Origin of the sequence: Rudanella paleaurantiibacter (assembly GCF_009184635.1) — a bacterium.
Classification (GTDB): Bacteria; Bacteroidota; Bacteroidia; order Cytophagales; family Spirosomataceae; genus Rudanella; species Rudanella paleaurantiibacter.
The window spans coordinates 59,214-75,536 of record NZ_WELI01000017.1; the positions used below are offsets into that span (position 1 = coordinate 59,214).

The 16,323-nt window shown below is 54.7% G+C and carries 11 protein-coding genes and 1 tRNA gene; 3 read left to right on the top strand and 9 right to left on the bottom strand.

The window, feature by feature from the left end:
* Nucleotides 1-9: 9 nt before the first annotated feature.
* Nucleotides 10-546, bottom strand: coding sequence for a hypothetical protein (locus F5984_RS24995; RefSeq protein ID WP_152126909.1), 537 nt, complete (start codon nucleotides 544-546; stop codon nucleotides 10-12).
* Between the two features lie 30 nt (nucleotides 547-576).
* The gene (locus tag F5984_RS25000; RefSeq protein ID WP_152126911.1) at nucleotides 577-1,461 is read right to left on the bottom strand and encodes a Ppx/GppA phosphatase family protein; all 885 of its coding nucleotides are present in this window, start codon (nucleotides 1,459-1,461) and stop codon (nucleotides 577-579) included.
* Between the two features lie 212 nt (nucleotides 1,462-1,673).
* On the opposite strand from F5984_RS25000, the gene metH reads away from it, so the two are divergent.
* On the top strand, nucleotides 1,674-5,471 hold the full coding sequence (gene metH, locus F5984_RS25005; protein ID WP_152126913.1) for a methionine synthase: 3,798 nt from the start codon (nucleotides 1,674-1,676) through the stop codon (nucleotides 5,469-5,471).
* Between the two features lie 146 nt (nucleotides 5,472-5,617).
* The gene (locus F5984_RS25010; protein ID WP_152126914.1) at nucleotides 5,618-6,940 is read left to right on the top strand and encodes a Gfo/Idh/MocA family protein; all 1,323 of its coding nucleotides are present in this window, start codon (nucleotides 5,618-5,620) and stop codon (nucleotides 6,938-6,940) included.
* Nucleotides 6,941-7,061: 121 nt separating this feature from the next.
* Here the strand turns inward: F5984_RS25010 and F5984_RS25015 are convergent, their stop codons facing one another.
* Nucleotides 7,062-9,020 (bottom strand): ABC-F family ATP-binding cassette domain-containing protein, encoded by a 1,959-nt coding sequence (locus F5984_RS25015; RefSeq protein ID WP_152126916.1) that lies wholly within the window; start codon nucleotides 9,018-9,020, stop codon nucleotides 7,062-7,064.
* Between the two features lie 126 nt (nucleotides 9,021-9,146).
* Between F5984_RS25015 and F5984_RS25020 the strand changes: the two genes are divergently transcribed.
* Nucleotides 9,147-9,219, top strand: a tRNA-Thr gene (locus tag F5984_RS25020).
* A 243-nt stretch (nucleotides 9,220-9,462) separates the two neighbouring features.
* Here the strand turns inward: F5984_RS25020 and F5984_RS25025 are convergent.
* The 6 genes from F5984_RS25025 to F5984_RS25050 form a co-directional block, all read right to left on the bottom strand.
* Nucleotides 9,463-10,971: a carboxypeptidase regulatory-like domain-containing protein gene (locus tag F5984_RS25025; protein ID WP_152126918.1), complete on the bottom strand. Its 1,509-nt coding sequence runs from the start codon at nucleotides 10,969-10,971 to the stop codon at nucleotides 9,463-9,465.
* A 27-nt stretch (nucleotides 10,972-10,998) separates the two neighbouring features.
* Nucleotides 10,999-12,417 carry a CsgG/HfaB family protein gene (locus F5984_RS25030; protein ID WP_152126920.1) on the bottom strand — a complete coding sequence of 473 codons (1,419 nt, stop codon included), beginning with the start codon at nucleotides 12,415-12,417 and terminating at the stop codon, nucleotides 10,999-11,001.
* 63 nt (nucleotides 12,418-12,480) lie between these two features.
* On the bottom strand, nucleotides 12,481-12,915 hold the full coding sequence (locus F5984_RS25035; protein WP_246169366.1) for a curli production assembly/transport component CsgF: 435 nt from the start codon (nucleotides 12,913-12,915) through the stop codon (nucleotides 12,481-12,483).
* Between the two features lie 35 nt (nucleotides 12,916-12,950).
* Complete coding sequence (locus F5984_RS25040) at nucleotides 12,951-13,505, bottom strand: CsgE family curli-type amyloid fiber assembly protein (protein ID WP_152126924.1); 555 nt, start codon at nucleotides 13,503-13,505, stop codon at nucleotides 12,951-12,953.
* An 8-nt stretch (nucleotides 13,506-13,513) separates the two neighbouring features.
* Nucleotides 13,514-14,011, bottom strand: coding sequence for a hypothetical protein (locus tag F5984_RS25045; RefSeq protein ID WP_152126926.1), 498 nt, complete (start codon nucleotides 14,009-14,011; stop codon nucleotides 13,514-13,516).
* Between the two features lie 177 nt (nucleotides 14,012-14,188).
* Nucleotides 14,189-16,246, bottom strand: a complete 2,058-nt coding sequence (locus F5984_RS25050) for a beta strand repeat-containing protein (protein ID WP_152126928.1) — start codon at nucleotides 16,244-16,246, stop codon at nucleotides 14,189-14,191.
* Between the last annotated feature and the right edge of the window lie 77 nt (nucleotides 16,247-16,323).

A 16,323-nucleotide genomic window follows, 5' to 3' on the forward strand; every position in this document is an offset into this window, starting at 1 on the left:
AGTAGCTAATCAGTTGTCCAGGCCTACTAATGGAACAGTAAGCCCCAGCCCTACGGCCGCTCCCCCGTGCGGGGTAGGTTGCGCGCTTAGGCCAACACGCCCGTCGCGCAACACGGCGTTGTACCGGCGTACGGCGCTATCGACCTGATGATTACTAATGAGCGAAAACCCGATCGACGCTACCAGCGACCCCACGTAGATGGTACGGCTCGTTTGGCGGTCGGGCGTTCGGTTAAACAACACATAGGCTACCGAGGCCAGCCCAGTAAGCCGCCCTACGGTAGTCCAGGTCCGAAACCGCCGGAAATGCCGGATAGCTACCGGGTCATTCAATTCATAAATCGGTATCTCGACCGAAAAGGGCGATCCCAGTTTGCGGCCCTTGTACAGATACGTGCTACCCAGAATGGTAGACCCAGGTGCCCGCTCGATGGGCCGAAGCCCAACCGATGGCAAAGGAGCACCCGGCCCCTGCGCCCGCACGGCAGCCGGGGCCAGCAACCACCAGAACAGAATACTCAGTAAAAGCAGTTTGGCAGACGCCATAGGAAGGGTGGTGAGTAGGTGCAACAAAACTTAGGCGTGGTTTCGCAGGCCAACCTGTTCGTAAACAAGCTGAAGGATACCATCTTTAAGACCCAGATCAGGCACGATGATCTCCTGCGCACCGGCCCATTTCATTACCGAAATATAGATCTCCGAAGCGGGCACGATCACATCGGCCCGGTCGGCGTTGAGACGCAGCTTGTTGATCCGGTCTTCCAGACTGAACCCGGCAATGTAGTCCTTCATGCGCTCAATATCAGCCAGAGTCGTGGTTGTATCAGAGGTCTTCGACACCAGGTTGAATATTTTGCTGATGTTACCACCAGTTCCTACCGCAATAACCTCCCGCGAACGGTCCACGTTATCGTCAATCCAGGTCTGAATTTTACCCCAGGCCCCTTTGGTTTCTTTACCCTCGAGCAACCGGACTGAGCCAATCTTAAACGAACGCGAATTGAGCTTCCGGCGATTCTGATACAGGTTCAGCTCGGTGCTGCCCCCGCCCACATCGATGTGAAGGAACTGCCGCTCATCGAGTGCCTGAACCACCACATTGTTGATTAATTCGGCTTCCTGCTGTCCGTCGATGATGTGGATGTGGATACCTGTGTTCCGACGGATGCGCTCCGCAATCTCGGGTCCGTTGCTCGATTCGCGCATGGCCGAGGTCGCACAGGCCATGTAATGTTCTACTTCGTGCAACTCCATCAGCAGCTTATACACCTGCATGAGTTTGGTAGTCCGCTCCTCACTGTCGGGGGTGAGTTCACCAAATGTGAATACATCATGCCCCAACCGAAGCGGGAACCGGACATACTCGACTTTTTTGAAGCTGACGATACCGTCGTTATGAAGCACAGTTGAAATCTGGAGCCGGGCCGCGTTGGAGCCGATGTCGATAGCAGCGATTTTCATAGGGCGAAAATAGGGATTGGAACACGGATTCGGCGGATTGAATGGATTTAAACGGATTTTTTTAGGTTATAGCACAACAGCATGAATAATCAGTAAAAAACTGTTGCATCCGTTGTATTCGTGTTCCTATCCACTATAAAAGCACTATTTTTGCACTATTCTAAGTCAGTCAGTTGGCTGACTATCACTGGGGAAATAAACAATTGTATCGTTTGAAAACGATTACTGACCTCCTGCACGAACGCATTCTGGTTCTCGATGGCGCCATGGGAACCATGATTCAGCGCTACAACCTCACCGAAGCCGACTATCGGGGTGAGCGCTTCGCTACTTTTCCGCACGATGTAAAAGGGAACAATGACTTATTGTCGTTGACACAGCCCCACATCATCAAGGAAATTCATCGGCAATATCTCGACGCGGGTTCGGACATTGTCGAAACCAACACCTTCAGTGGTACGTGGGTGGCTCAGGCCGACTACTACATGGAACATCTGGTGTACGAACTCAACTATGAGTCGGCTAAACTGGCCCGCGAAGTAGCGGATGAAGTGACCCGGCAGACACCCGACAAACCCCGTTTCGTAGCAGGCGCTATGGGGCCAACTACCCGGCTGGCATCGATGTCGCCCGATGTGAATAATCCGGGCTACCGGGCCATCACTTTCGATCAACTGGTCGAAGCGTTCTACACGCAGGTGGCGGGTCTGATCGAAGGTGGGGCCGATCTGCTGCTGATCGAAACTATTACGGATACCCTCAACGCTAAAGCCGCGCTGTTTGCCATCGACAAATATTTTGTGGACAAGGGTCGGCAGCCGCTCCCGATCATGGTGTCGGGAACGATCACCGACGCATCGGGTCGTACGTTGTCGGGCCAAACTACCGAAGCGTTCCTGTATTCCGTGTCGCACCTGCCCCTTCTCAGCATTGGTCTGAACTGCGCGATGGGTGCGGAACTGCTGCGCCCGTATGTACAGACGCTATCCAATACCGCGCCCTTTTTCACCTCGGCCTACCCGAACGCGGGTCTGCCCAACGAAATGGGCGAGTACGATCAGTCGCCCGACGAAATGGCGGCTCAGATCGAAGGTTTCGTCAAAGACGGGTTTGTGAACATCGTCGGCGGTTGCTGCGGCTCGACTCCCGACCACATTCGGGCAATCGCGCAAACCGTTTCGGCATACCCGCCCCGTCCTAAACCGCAACCGGAGCCGTTTCAGAAGCTGAGCGGACTGGAGCCCTTGAAAATCACGGAGCAAACTAACTTCCTGAACATTGGCGAACGGACCAACGTAACGGGCTCCAAGGCTTTCGCCCGGCTGATTAAAGCGGGCGACTACGATGCGGCTTTGACGGTAGCTCGCCAACAGGTTGAGAATGGGGCACAGGTCATCGACGTGAACATGGACGAAGGCATGCTCGATTCGGTCGAGGCTATGACCACCTTCCTGAACCTGATTGCGTCGGAACCCGACATTGCCCGCGTGCCGATCATGATCGACTCCTCAAAGTGGGAGGTAATCGAGGCCGGGTTGAAATGTGTACAGGGTAAAGCCATTGTAAACTCTATTTCGCTCAAAGAAGGCGAAGAAGCCTTTATCGAAAAGGCACAGCTGGTGAAGCGATACGGAGCGGCCACTGTGGTGATGGCCTTTGACGAAACAGGACAGGCCGATTCTTACGAGCGACGCATTGAAATCTGCGAGCGTGCGTACCGAATTCTGGTCGACAAGGTCCAGTTTCAGCCGCAGGACATCATTTTCGACCCGAATATTCTGACCGTAGCTACCGGTATCGACGAGCATAACAACTATGCCGTTGATTTTATCAACGCTACCCGCTGGATTAAGCAAAACCTGCCTTTAGCCAAAGTATCGGGGGGCGTGTCGAATATTTCGTTCTCGTTCCGGGGCAACGAACCCGTGCGCGAGGCTATGCACTCGGCGTTTTTGTACCACGCCATCCGGGCCGGGCTCGACATGGGCATTGTCAACGCGGGTCAGCTGGCTATTTACGACGATATTCCGAAAGACCTGCTTGAGCACGTCGAAGACGTTCTCCTGAACCGCCGACCCGACGCTACCGAACGGATGGTGGCTTTCGCTGAAACCGTGAAAGCGAAGGGAAAAGCAATTGTTCAGGACGATGCCTGGCGTAACGAACCTGTTGGCGAGCGGCTCAAACATGCCCTGATTAAAGGGATCACCGACTACATCGACATCGACGTAGAAGAAGCCCGGCAAAGCGTAGAACGGCCCTTGCACGTAATTGAAGGCCCTCTCATGGATGGCATGAACGTAGTGGGTGACCTGTTTGGCGCAGGTAAAATGTTTCTGCCCCAGGTGGTTAAATCGGCCCGGGTGATGAAAAAGGCAGTGGCTTACCTGACGCCATTTATCGAGGCCGAAAAAAGCGGTGGAGCATCTTCAGCCGGTAAAATTCTGCTGGCTACCGTGAAGGGTGATGTACACGACATCGGCAAGAACATTGTTGGGGTGGTGCTTGGCTGCAACAACTACGAAATTGTTGACCTCGGCGTTATGGTGGCCACCGACAAAATTCTGGCCGAAGCCAAAAAACACAACGTTGATATTATTGGACTGAGCGGTCTCATCACGCCTTCGCTCGATGAGATGGTGGGCGTAGCCAAAGAGATGGAGCGCCAGGGCTTTACCATTCCGCTACTGATTGGGGGCGCAACCACCTCGCGGATTCATACGGCCGTAAAAATTGACCCGCACTATTCGGGGCCGGTTATTCACGTACTGGATGCCAGCCGGAGTGTACCCGTGGCCGGGCGGCTGGTGAGCGAAACCGAAAGCACCCGCAACGATATTTTCCGCGAAATCAAAGCCGAATACGCTAAGCTCCGCGAAGAACACGCCAAACGCCAGAAAGAGAAAAACCTGCTCGGCATCGAGAAGGCCCGGGCCAACAGTGTCCCCATCGACTGGTCGGCGTTTGAGCCAACCAAGCCCGCCTTTTTGGGGAATCGGTACTTCCAGGATTACCCACTGGCCGACATCGCCCAGTATATCGACTGGACACCGTTTTTCCAGACCTGGCAGCTTCACGGAAAATTCCCGAAGATTCTGGACGATGCCACGGTAGGTGCAGAAGCCCGCAAACTCTACGACGACGCGCAGCGGTTGTTGCAGGAAATCATTGATAACAAGCTGTTGCAGGCCAAGGCGGTGGTTGGGTTTTACCCGGCCAACGCAACCGAAGACGACGTGTTGCTGCATGATTTTGACGAGCTCACCCGCGAAATTCCCTGCGAGCGGCACGGTTCGCACCAGCACATTGAGTACAAAATAAGTCAGGTTGTTGCAGAACGGTTAGCAGCTGGTCAGTCCATGATGTCGGTGGGCGAAGCAGGCGAGCTGGTTTATGACACGAAAGCGGTTCTTCACTTTCTGCGGCAGCAAAACCAGAAAGCCGCCGGCCTACCCAACCTCAGCCTGGCCGATTTTGTAGCCCCTCTCAACAGTGGTCGCGAAGATTACATCGGCGCGTTTGCCGTGACAGCGGGTATCGGCATTGAGGCTCTGATTGACAAATACGAACGCGACCACGACGATTACAACAGCATTCTGGTAAAAGCCCTCGCCGACCGGTTGGCCGAAGCCTTTGCTGAGTTGATGCACCACCGCGTTCGGACGGAGTTCTGGCCCTACGCGGCTGGCGAAAACCTCACCAACGACGAGCTCATCAAAGAAGAGTACCAGGGTATCCGGCCGGCACCGGGCTACCCGGCCTGCCCCGACCATACCGAAAAGGCCACGCTGTTTGAATTGCTCGATGCCGGTCAGGTAGGTATTTCGCTAACTGAAAGCTTTGCCATGTACCCAGCCTCGTCGGTGAGTGGTTTCTATTTCAGCCACCCCGAGTCGAAGTACTTCTCGGTCGGAAAAATTGCTAGAGACCAGGTAATCGACTACGCGCACCGCAAGAATATGTCGGTTGAAGACATAGAACGTTGGCTGGCTCCTGTACTGGGTTACTAACCAAACGCTATTCGTTTTTCTGAGTGATAGACAAGACGGCTGCCCCCAGGTGGCCGTCTTGTCATTTTATCGGGCCTAACAGACAGTAAATTAGCTACGCATCAACGCTTAACGGGTAAGCATTAACCAATACCCTTTATTCACGTATGTCAACCCGTCGAGAGTTTATTAAGCAGGCATCGGTGGCCGGTGCCGGGCTGTGGGTAGCCCCACACATTCCGGTTTTCAAGGGATCGCCCAACGAAAAAGTGGTGATCGGTAGCATGGGCACCAACAGCCGGGGCTTTTTTCTGGCGCGCATGTTTGCCAAGATGCCCAATGTCGAAGTGGGATTTGTGTGCGATGTCGACCAGAAAGTAGTGGATAAAACTGTTGACGACATCTACAAAATCACCGGCAAAAAGCCCAAAGCATATACCGACGTTCGGAAGATGCTCGAAGAAAAAGACATGGATGCGATGATGGTGGCCGCTCCCGACCACTGGCACGCACCGGCTTCGCTAATGGCCGTGAAGGCGGGCAAGCACGTTTACGTCGAGAAACCCTGTGCCCATAACCCGGCTGAGGGCGAAATGCTCGTGGCGGCTGCCCAGAAGTACAACAAGTTGATTCAAATGGGTAGCCAACGGCGCTCGTTCCCTAAGATTCAGCAGGCCATGCAGGAACTACGCGATGGCGTGATTGGCCGGGTGTATTTCGCCAAGGGCTGGTATGCCAACGCCCGCAAACCCATTGGGGTAGGTAAGGTAACGCCGGTTCCGTCGTCGCTCAACTTCGACCTTTGGCAAGGCCCCGCCCCCCGGCGCGATTACAAAGACAATCTCGTGCATTATAATTGGCACTGGTTCTGGCACTGGGGTACGGGCGAAGCTCTTAACAACGGCACCCACGAGCTCGACGTAATCCGGTGGGGCCTCGGTGTCGATTACCCCGTAGAGGTGGCTTCAATTGGGGGGCGGTTCGCTTATCAGGACGACTGGGAAACGCCCGATACCCAGACTATTTCGTTTAAATTTCCGAACAACACAGCCTGCCATTGGGAGGGTCGGAGCTGCAACGGTTTCAACAGCGAGGGCACCGGGCGCGGTGTTATTTTCTACGGCGAGAAAGGAACGATGGTTGTGCCCGGTGGCGACGACTACAAGGTGTATAACCTGGAAAACAAGCTGATTAAAGACGTAAAAACCGAACTCCAGGAAGCCGACCGTACCAACACCATGGGCATGGGCGAACTGTTGGATGGTTTGCACCTCAAAAATTTCGTCGAAGCCATTCGGGGTACGACCAAACCGACCTGCCCCATCGATACAGGCCATAAATCGACGCTACTGCCGCAGCTGGGTAATATTGCCTACCGCACAGGTCGCGTGTTGCGCTGCGACCCCGCCAACGGCCATATCCTGAACGATAAAGAAGCCATGAAACTCTGGGCCCGCGAGTACCAGAAAGGCTGGGAAATGAAGTTGTGATGAACGATGACAGCTCGTTTAGAGAGCTGTCATCGTTCACCGTTTATCAGCTTAGCGCCTAAAAAAAGAGCTGTCATCCCTCTGTAACGAGATGACAGCTCTACAACTCCTTCCGACAACGCTATTTCAGCTTTGCCTCCAATTCTTCTACTTCCAGCATGGCCGACTCCCACTCGTCCTGAAGCTGATTCATCTCTTTCATCACCCGGTGGTACTCGTCATTGCGGGCCTGCATCAGCTTATCATCACCGTAAGTAGCCGGGTCGGCCAATTCGGCTTCGAGCCGCTTTTTGCGTTCTTCAAGTTGCCCTATTCTCGTTTCCGATTCTTCGGCCTGCTGCGTTAGTTTTTTCAAGGTTCGTTGCCACTCCCGGCGCTCGTCGTCGCCGGCACGGCCATTGGTCGAAGAGGCCTTGGCAGGGGCCGATACCGTAGCATTGCTGGCCTGTTTGGCAACCGACCCGTTACTCGTTCCGGCGGCTTTTTTCTCCTGCATCCACCACTCGTATTCGTCAAATGTGCCGGGGAACTCTTTAATCTGCTCGTCTTCGATATACCAGATTTTGTTGGCAATCTGCGATACAAAGTAGCGGTCGTGCGAAACTACCACGTACGTACCCTCGTACTGTTCCAGTGCCTGAATCAGGATATTCACCGACTGCATATCGAGGTGGTTGGTTGGTTCGTCCAACAACAGGAAGTTAGCTTGCGACAAAAGCACTTTGGCAAGCGCCACCCGCGACTTTTCGCCCCCCGAGAGTACCTTGATTTTCTTGAATACTTCGTCGTTCGAAAACAAAAAGCAACCCAAAACACCCCGAAGTTCACCCTCTGTTTTGGTTGGGTTAGCGTGCTTCAGTTCGTCGAGCAGCGTATCCTCTACATTCAGCGATTCCAGCTGGTGCTGGGCGTAGAAACTAAACGAGACATTATGACCCAGTTGCCGGTTACCTTCGTTAAGCGGCTCTGAGCCCGAGATGATCCGCAATAGCGTCGATTTACCCCGTCCGTTAGCGCCAATCAGGGCCACTTTGTCACCCCGTTCGAGCCGGATGTCAGCCTTGGTCAAGATGCGTTTGGGGCCGTAATGCTTCGTAATGTTATCCAAGTGCAGAATGTGCCGACCGGGCTGAGTCGAAAACTGAAACTTGAAGTTTACGCGGGCAGCCTCATCAATCACATCATCGATCCGTTCCATCCGGGCGAGTTGTTTCACTCGGCTCTGTGCCTGCTTAGCCTTGGTAGCCTGCGCCTTAAAGCGTTCGATAAACCGCTCAGTCTGCCGGATTTTGGCCTGCTGGTTTTCATAAGCTCCTTTCTGAATCTCATTCCGCAGAGCTTTTTCTTCCAGATAAAACGAGTAATTCCCCGAGTACAGGTTCAGTTTGGCATTGGCCACCTCAACCGTCACGTCGATCACATTATCCAGAAACTCCCGGTCGTGCGAAACCACAATAACGGCTCCCTCATAAGTCTGAATATACTTTTCCACCCACTGAATCGACGGTAAGTCAAGGTGGTTGGTTGGTTCGTCGAGCATCAGCAACGAGGGTTTCTGCAACAGCAGTTTGGCCAGCATCACGCGCATCCGCCATCCCCCCGAGAACTGACGCAACGGCTTCTGCAGATCGTCGGTCGAGAAACCAAGCCCTTCCAGAATTTCCTCCGCTTTGGCCTGTACACTGTAGCCGTCCAGGGCTTCGAACTCTTCCTGCGCCTTGCCCAGCTTATCCACCAAATCGTCGGAATAGTTGGTTTCCATCTCGTGCAGCAATTCATCGATACGAGCCTGAAGCTTGTTCTGCCGCTCGAAAGCCTGCATGGCTACCGACAAAATCGAATCGTCGGTTTGGTACGACAGCAAGTCCTGGTTGAGGAAGCCGATGGTCACATCGCCCGCTTTGGATATAGTGCCGCCATCGATCTGATATTCGCCCGTGATAATCCGGAGGAGCGTCGATTTACCGGTTCCGTTGAGGCCAATTAATCCAATTTTCTGGTTTGGCTTTATATGCAGGGAAGCGTTCTCGTACAACGCTCTGCTTCCCAGATAATACGACAGGTTCGTAATGGAAATCATGCCGCAAATTTACGAAAAAACAGGGCGGTAGAGACGTAAAATCTTGCGTTGGGTCAATTGCCCGTATATATTTGCGAACCTTTTCGGAAACTGTAGGCAACTTACAGCCTATTGTTACCCCAAATTGCCTCCTTAGCTCAGCTGGTAGAGCGACGCATTCGTAATGCGTAGGTCGCAGGTTCGAATCCCGTAGGAGGCTCAAAGCCGCTCAATTGATGAGTGGCTTTTTTTATTGGCCATAGCCCGACGCATTCGTGATGCGTAGGTCGCAGACGGAGGGCCGCCCCGTTCGAAGTCCCGTAGAGGCTCAAAGCCGCTCATCAATTGAGCGGCTTTTTTTATTGGCCATAGCCCGACCCACTCGTAATGCGCAACCGAAAAAAGCCCCCATCCAAAGGTTGGGAGCTTTTCGGTCACGTTGAACGTGGTACTCAAACACAAGCTATCGCCAGAAAGGCATCTCGCCCTGCTGAACAGCCTGTTGACGGTTACGACCATCCACATCCATCACCTGAATCGTGCGGGGGCCGGTATGGGTGTTGTCCGTGTTGGTGAAAATGATGCGGGCACCATTGGGACTAAACTGTGGATCGAGATCATTGGTACCCGCCGGCTTCGAGGTCTGACTTTGATTCTCCGTCCGCACCGACGAAAGATCCGTCAGCGTACCACTCACCAGATCCAGCACAAACAAACGGGCATCCAGTTGCCGTCCCTGCTCGTTCTGTAGGGTTCCTAAATCGACTGACAGAAGCAACTGCCGGCCATCGGGCGAAAAGACCGGGTTCCCCACCCGGCTACTCCGGCGGCTAAACACGGGCGTCAGCGCTCCACCCGCCACCGGCACAATCACAATATCGTGGTCGTAGAAACCCGCCGTCGTGCGGGCAACCAGCCGGTTGCCCTGACCCGACCAGTCGCAACCGGCAAAGAAACGGCCCGCCGGGGCCGTAGCCAGTTGCCGCAAGCCCGTGCCATCGGTCCGAACAGTATAGAGCTTATCATAGCTCGGGAAGACCAGTTGAGTGCCATCGGGCGACCAGCAAAACGACAGGTCCGTAGCCGACTGCCCACCGATGGGTACCGACGTCACCCGCCGACTGTTGCTCCCATCGGCATTCATCACGTACAGAAACGTTTCGGTGTCCACGTTCGAGATAAACGCGATCTGCCGCCGGTCGGGGCTGCCGATGGGCCGCCAGTTACTACCCGATTGGGTCAGCTGCTGCACCTCCGAGGGGCTGGGGCCGCTGGCGAAAATCTGGTACTGCCCCCCCACCCGTCGGGCAAACAGATACGGCAGGTCGGGGAAGGGCCGGGTGCGGAACGAGAACAACGGGCTATTGACCGTGTTGACTCCATCGCGGACGGTCACCTGCCAGATGTAGGTGGTGTTGTAGGCCAGGTTGGCCACTACCAGCGAGTCGGCCAGCAAGCCCGTGAAGGACTGCGTGGGCGAGGTGCTCCCCTCCCGGAACAGACGCACATCGTACCGCAGGGTGTCGCGGTTGGGGTCGGTAGCCCGCCATTTGAGGGTGAGTGTGGTGGGTACATTGGCCGTACCTGAGGTGGGCGTTACGGAGGCCGGGGGCGTGGGGGCCTTGTTCTGCGTCCGGTCTTCGACCAGCAGCAGGGTAATTTGCGACACCAGCTGCACATCAGCTTCCACCGTGGCCACCTCGGTCCGAAACGGCTCTTTGGTGGCCGAAACCGTGTAGCGACCCGCCAATACACTATCAAACCGGAAGTTGCCCGTCGAATCGGTTTCGGTGATGCGGCCACCGGGACTAATGCGCACCAGCGCCCCGCGCACGGGCTGTCGGGTAGTTGACACAAGCACCTGTCCGCGCACCGTAGCCAGCCGGGTCGGCTCTACGAACGTATCTTCGGTGCAGCTCCACAGGCCCAGCAGACCAGCGCAAAAAGAGATAAACAAACGAAAATGTCTCATGAAAATGGGGATGCAAACAGGTGATGATTATGGGTTGCTAGTCGCTTTACGCCCCGACCGAAACTGACCAAGATGGAAGGTTAGGCCCAGGCTACCGCGCAGGTAGTAGTCATTGAACTGACCCACCGTCTGCCCCTCGAGCCCATCGGTGAGGGGCTGGTGGTATTCGAGCATGGTCCGGAAGCCGATGGTTCGGCTGGGGGTAAACTGCACCCCAACCCCCGCGTTCATTTTAGCGTATTGCTGCCCAGCCAACCTAAAAGGAGTCTGGCCGGGTTGTCGGGCAATTACCCCACCACCAACAGACAGAACTGGCGAGACTTTCTGATAGGGCAGGGGCCGAAACAGCAGGTTCAGCTCGACGGTACTGACCCGGCGGTCGAACTGTTCGGTATGCACGAACCGGCCCGTCGACGCATTCATCTGCAAGCCCAGCCTGGGGGTCAGATGAAAATCAAGTGCCACACCATACCCGAGCTGGGTGGTCCGCCGGTTGTAGTCGCCGTAGAGACGCCAACCCGACAGTTGCGGCTGCAAGGTTATGAAGGGGGCATCCATAGCGGCATGTTTCATACCGTACACATCCACCTGGCTCATGTCGGCTTTTTCGCGCTCGTAAGCCTCCACGAGTGTCTTCATCTGACCGGCGGCCTTGTCGGCGGGCGTCCAGAGGTTATCACGGATTCCTTCCAGAATCAGCGCCTGCACAGCTTTTTCAATAGCCTCGGTTACGGCCATCTGGGCCGGCTCGTTGGTGGTAAAGCCGGTTTCGGCCTCCAACAACCGCTTAAACTGTACGTAACGGAACAGGCCCGCATCGACCGACTGCGACAGGATGGTTTTGGAGGTGTACACCGTTTTGAGAATCTTCCCCGAGCGGGTGGCCACGGCCCGCAGGTACACCGTCACCCGGTCTTGCCGGTACTGGGTAGACCCTCCTGCCGAAAAGTACCGCAGGCCCGCCCCGCCCGTGATAATGTTGGCATCGTAACTCACAATACCGCCTTCGAGAATAATACCCGCAAACAGCAGGGGAGGCAGGTTTTCGCCTTCTTTGTACTGGGCCACACTCGACCGCACAATCTTGCGCTCGTTGAGCAGGTTGGCCACGTTTTCGCGTTCGATGGTGGTGAACCAGTTGCTTTCTTCGAGGGCCTTGAGCAGAATATTGGTGGTGCCCTGCGAAATAGCGGTGGAGAAGCTGGTTCCCACTTCCGACTGTTTGTACTGGCCGGTCTGGTCGCGGAATTTGTAGACAGCCGCCACAATTTTCTCGCGGGGCGGGGGCAGGCTGCGGAGGTCGCCGGTGAGGGGGGTATCTTCCCCCAGGCGTGCTTTTCGGGTGCCGGTGGGCTGGTGAAAATAGGCTGAGCACCCTTGCAGCAGGTACAAAAGGGCCCCCATTGCCCCAGCCCGGAGCAAGTGATAGGATGAAAACAGAGTCATGGTTGTGATGATTAGGGCCCGGCAGTTACGTGCGTTGAATCCGCCAAACCAGGCCAGGGCTTATCAGAAGTAAGGGACCGTCACGGTGGTTTCGCCCCCTTTGCCGTCGACAATCCGGATGAGGACTCCATCGGAGGCATTGCGGATTTCCACCTGAAAATCACCAAACTGAAACACCCCTTCTTTGAGGTCTTCTTCGCCAAACTGATTGTCGATCAGGTCACGGGTGATCCGGCTGAGGAGTTGGCGCTGCAGGCTCTCGGAGAAGTCCTCGAGCGATGAGGTACGCGTGTTGGTAGCGCGGCTGGTTCGGCCCGCGGCCGGGTCTTTAAGCCGGTCCTGAGCCTGAGCCGAACTGAGCATCCACTGATAATTGAAGGTGTTGCCCCCAAAGGAGGGGTTTACCGGCCGGTAAATCAAGGCCTGTGAGCGGGCCGCGGGTGCCAGGGCCATCAGCCCCAACAACGCCAGCCCCAAAAGTGAGTTGTGTTTGTTCATACCACGTTTATGTTCAATCGGTTTATGCATTCTGTTCAGTACACCCCGGAGCCTTTCTGGTCTTCGTTGCCGAGCTGCTGCTGGGTTTCATTGTAGGTGGCGACGTACTGGCGTACGCCCTGGGCGGTGGCGACGGCAAACTCCTCGATGGTATCGAGCCGGTTCTGAATGAACTGCTGAAAGACAAGCTCATCGTTGATGGATACGGAGATGATGCTCCCCGTGCCCGAGTTGGCGGGTAATTCATCGATAGCAATCAAAAACAGATCAAGCTCAAATTCGAGGGGCTTCTGTACGGCTACCTTGCTCGAATCGGCAGGGTTAGCCAGCGGAGCCTGGGCCGGTAGAGGGGCTTCCGTTTGGGGGGCTTCGTTGAAAGCGCGGAAGAAAAACTCGTAGAAGTCGCGGCCCACTTTGCTACGGGTGTTGTCAAGCAGCAAGGTGGTAGTGCTGCCCCCTTCCAGGTTGGCGTCCTCGCGAAGCACATCGTTCAGATCGGCCATGCCGGGCACATCGGGGTCCTGCTGGGCCATAGCGTGGCCGGCCAACGCCATCATTAGCGTCAGGAAAAATACCCAAAAACGGTGCATACGGGATGTTAGTTGATGATCAGGCGCATACCGCCCGTCTGCGTAATTCGGAGCGGAATAGCCGGGTTACTGAGCGGATACCCGTTGGTTTGCAGTCCGTTGCCATCACCGATTTGCTCAATTTCTAACCGAACACCGTTGGTCTGCATATTTTTCAGATCAAGCACATTACGGTTGCCCAGCTGCTCGAGCAGATAGGTATTGTTGCTTCCCGTAAGCGAAAAGTCAAGCTGGTTGTTCTGGCCCATCTGGGTAAACGTGATCTGATTACCGGTGTTGCCTGCAGCCCCCTCGAAGCTGAACCGGTTGTTCTGGCCCGTCTGGTTGATGATTGCGGCTGTAGCGGTGCTGCCTGTACCGGGGGCACCAGCTGGTGTGAGGGCTGTGACAACGGCCTGCTGTATAGTAGGCGTGGGCACAATGTCGGAGCGCCAATACGCTTCCGACGTTTGGGCGTGGGCTACGCCGGTCAGGAGCAGAGCGCCCAATGCAAAGTACATTTTCATGGTTGTTCAACGTATAAAATGGGTGGTTCGGACTAGAGAAGCCAGCAGACTACAAAGGCAGTCTGCTGGACTCCGACTCATCCTCTCATTTTTACTATCAAGTACTTAGGCCGAAGCAAATGCATAACGAGCAGCAAAAAACAAATAACTGATTATCAGAAGACAAACATCATGCACTTACTTACTCTGGGTAATATTGATCATATTCCCCGCACCATTCTGACCAACGAAAGCGTTATTGCCCGTGGCTCCACCATTCGATTGCGTAATGTTGAGCTTATTCGGGTCCGCCAAGGCTCCCCCTTGCTGCGTACCGAACGTGTTTGCCCCTCCCAGCCCATACACAAAGTTGCCTGACCCGTTTTGAGTAATGTCGGCCTCGTTGAAACCCGCCTGCTGATCCATCAGCACCCGGTTGCTTTGGGCCGCAGTTGAAGCTCCATTCTGTTGCTTCACCGTCAGCTTATCATTGCCGTTTTGTTTAGCCTTTACCTCATCCCCACCATCCTGATTAATGGTAACCTGGTTCGAAGTACCGGTGATGTACAAACCCCGAGCCGAGGCATTGTCAACCGTAGTACCACCACCGCCACCTGTGCCAACCCGGTTATTGTTACCCGTTTGCATGATATCTACCGTATTCCCTTCTGATTGAGCCATGGCTGTACTTTGCACGGCCATGTTAATCTGGTTACCATTGCCCGTCTGCGAAAGCTCAACATCACTAAAATCACCGCTCAGGTACAGCCCCCGGCCCGCATTACTAATATCACCACCACTACTTTCTCCCGTAACACCAATGGAGTTCCCGGGAAGAGCCGTACCCGAGTTTTGGGTAACTTGTACCCTATTATTATCACCATCAATGGCAGCATTCACCAGATTCCGAGTAGCAGCGTTTGTATTTGTACCGCTCTGACTAACAATAACTTCATTGTCTTTCCCAACCGCACCGCTCTGCGAAGCGGCATCTCCGTAGACCTGCACTCGCGCCCAATGCTCATTACCTGTCTGTGTAATGGAGAAATTAGGATTAGCTTCGGTAGCTGTATTTGCGGCCCGTAGTATAAATCTGGCGTTGTTGTTATTACCCGTTTGCCGGATCTGGATGTTGTTATTATCGTTACCGGTTCCACGAATGGGAGTCATCCGTACCGTGGCCTCATTATTATTACCAAGTTGATCTACGGCAGTGGTATTTGCGTTTCCGAATGCTTCAATCTCGTTGGCGTTGTTACTTGCGCCATTCTGGTTTACCGTAGTCCGGTTACCAGTCCCAACCTGAATTACACCCATTGATTCCGCATTGTCTTCATACGGGTTTACTGCTAAACCCGGTGTACCGTTATTTACAATGCGGTTATTATTGCCACCTATTTGCGTAATAGTGATTTCATTGCTCGCTCCTAATTGCGTAGCCAATGCCTGCGTATTACGTATGGGCGTACCAGCCGTGCCCTGAGTTACCGTAATCTGGTTACCCGTCGACTGTACAGAACTGTTACCGTTTTGCCGGGTAATCACCGTATTCAGCTGATCGGCCGCTGATGTGGCTCCGCTTCCAAACTGTGTTACGGTTGCCGTGTTGCCTGCGCTGCGGTTGTTCTGATTTGTGACAGCTACATTAAAAGCCCCGTTCTGCGTAACCACCGCATTGTTATTGGAGCTTGCGCCATTGGCTCCCGCGTTCTGATCGACCGTAGCCGTCTGGTTAGCCCCATTCTGGTTCACATCGGCCAGATTACCCGTACTGGCGTTGGTGTTGGTGCCGTTCTGGTTAACTGTAGCCGTATGCGTTGCCCCAACCTGATCCACGTCGGCGTAGTTGCCTCCGGCAGCCTCAACGGCAGCCTGGTCCGTTGCTCCGACCGTAGGCGAACCACTACCACTACCTCCACTTTTATCCTTCTGGTTAATGGTAGCCGTACTTCCGCGCCCACCCGACTGGTTAACGTCGGCCCAGTTTTGATTAGAACCGTTGAGTTGGTTGATAAACGCGTTGGTTGGTGCCGAGCCTCCCTGCCCGCTGGTATTTTGGGTGGTTCCGGCAAAGTTGCCAACGTTTGTCGACGACTGTTTGTCCTGCTGAACACTGGAGTTTTGATACGTACCCGTTTGGGTTTGCTCAGCGGTTTGGCTACTGCCGTTCTGGTTGAGCGTAGCCGAGTTACTCTGGGCGTAGCTGACTGCCGCGAAGGCCATCAGTGCGGCCCCGGTGAGGATGATCTTTTTCATCGTGGAGTTATTAAGATGAAATGACTATCACGGTGCCCTCCCCGCCCCGGCTGGGGTCAGAGAGGGCTACCGTGTAC

Coding starts and splice junctions, on each gene's coding strand:
- F5984_RS25015 (WP_152126916.1), bottom strand. CDS start 9,020: ATGATTTCCATTACGAACCTGTCGTATTATCTGGGAAGCAGAGCGTTG.
- F5984_RS25025 (WP_152126918.1), bottom strand. CDS start 10,971: ATGAGACATTTTCGTTTGTTTATCTCTTTTTGCGCTGGTCTGCTGGGC.
- F5984_RS25040 (WP_152126924.1), bottom strand. CDS start 13,505: ATGCACCGTTTTTGGGTATTTTTCCTGACGCTAATGATGGCGTTGGCC.
- F5984_RS25045 (WP_152126926.1), bottom strand. CDS start 14,011: ATGAAAATGTACTTTGCATTGGGCGCTCTGCTCCTGACCGGCGTAGCC.
- F5984_RS24995 (WP_152126909.1), bottom strand. CDS start 546: ATGGCGTCTGCCAAACTGCTTTTACTGAGTATTCTGTTCTGGTGGTTG.
- F5984_RS25035 (WP_246169366.1), bottom strand. CDS start 12,915: ATGAACAAACACAACTCACTTTTGGGGCTGGCGTTGTTGGGGCTGATG.
- F5984_RS25000 (WP_152126911.1), bottom strand. CDS start 1,461: ATGAAAATCGCTGCTATCGACATCGGCTCCAACGCGGCCCGGCTCCAG.
- F5984_RS25030 (WP_152126920.1), bottom strand. CDS start 12,417: ATGACTCTGTTTTCATCCTATCACTTGCTCCGGGCTGGGGCAATGGGG.
- F5984_RS25050 (WP_152126928.1), bottom strand. CDS start 16,246: ATGAAAAAGATCATCCTCACCGGGGCCGCACTGATGGCCTTCGCGGCA.
- F5984_RS25010 (WP_152126914.1), top strand. CDS start 5,618: ATGTCAACCCGTCGAGAGTTTATTAAGCAGGCATCGGTGGCCGGTGCC.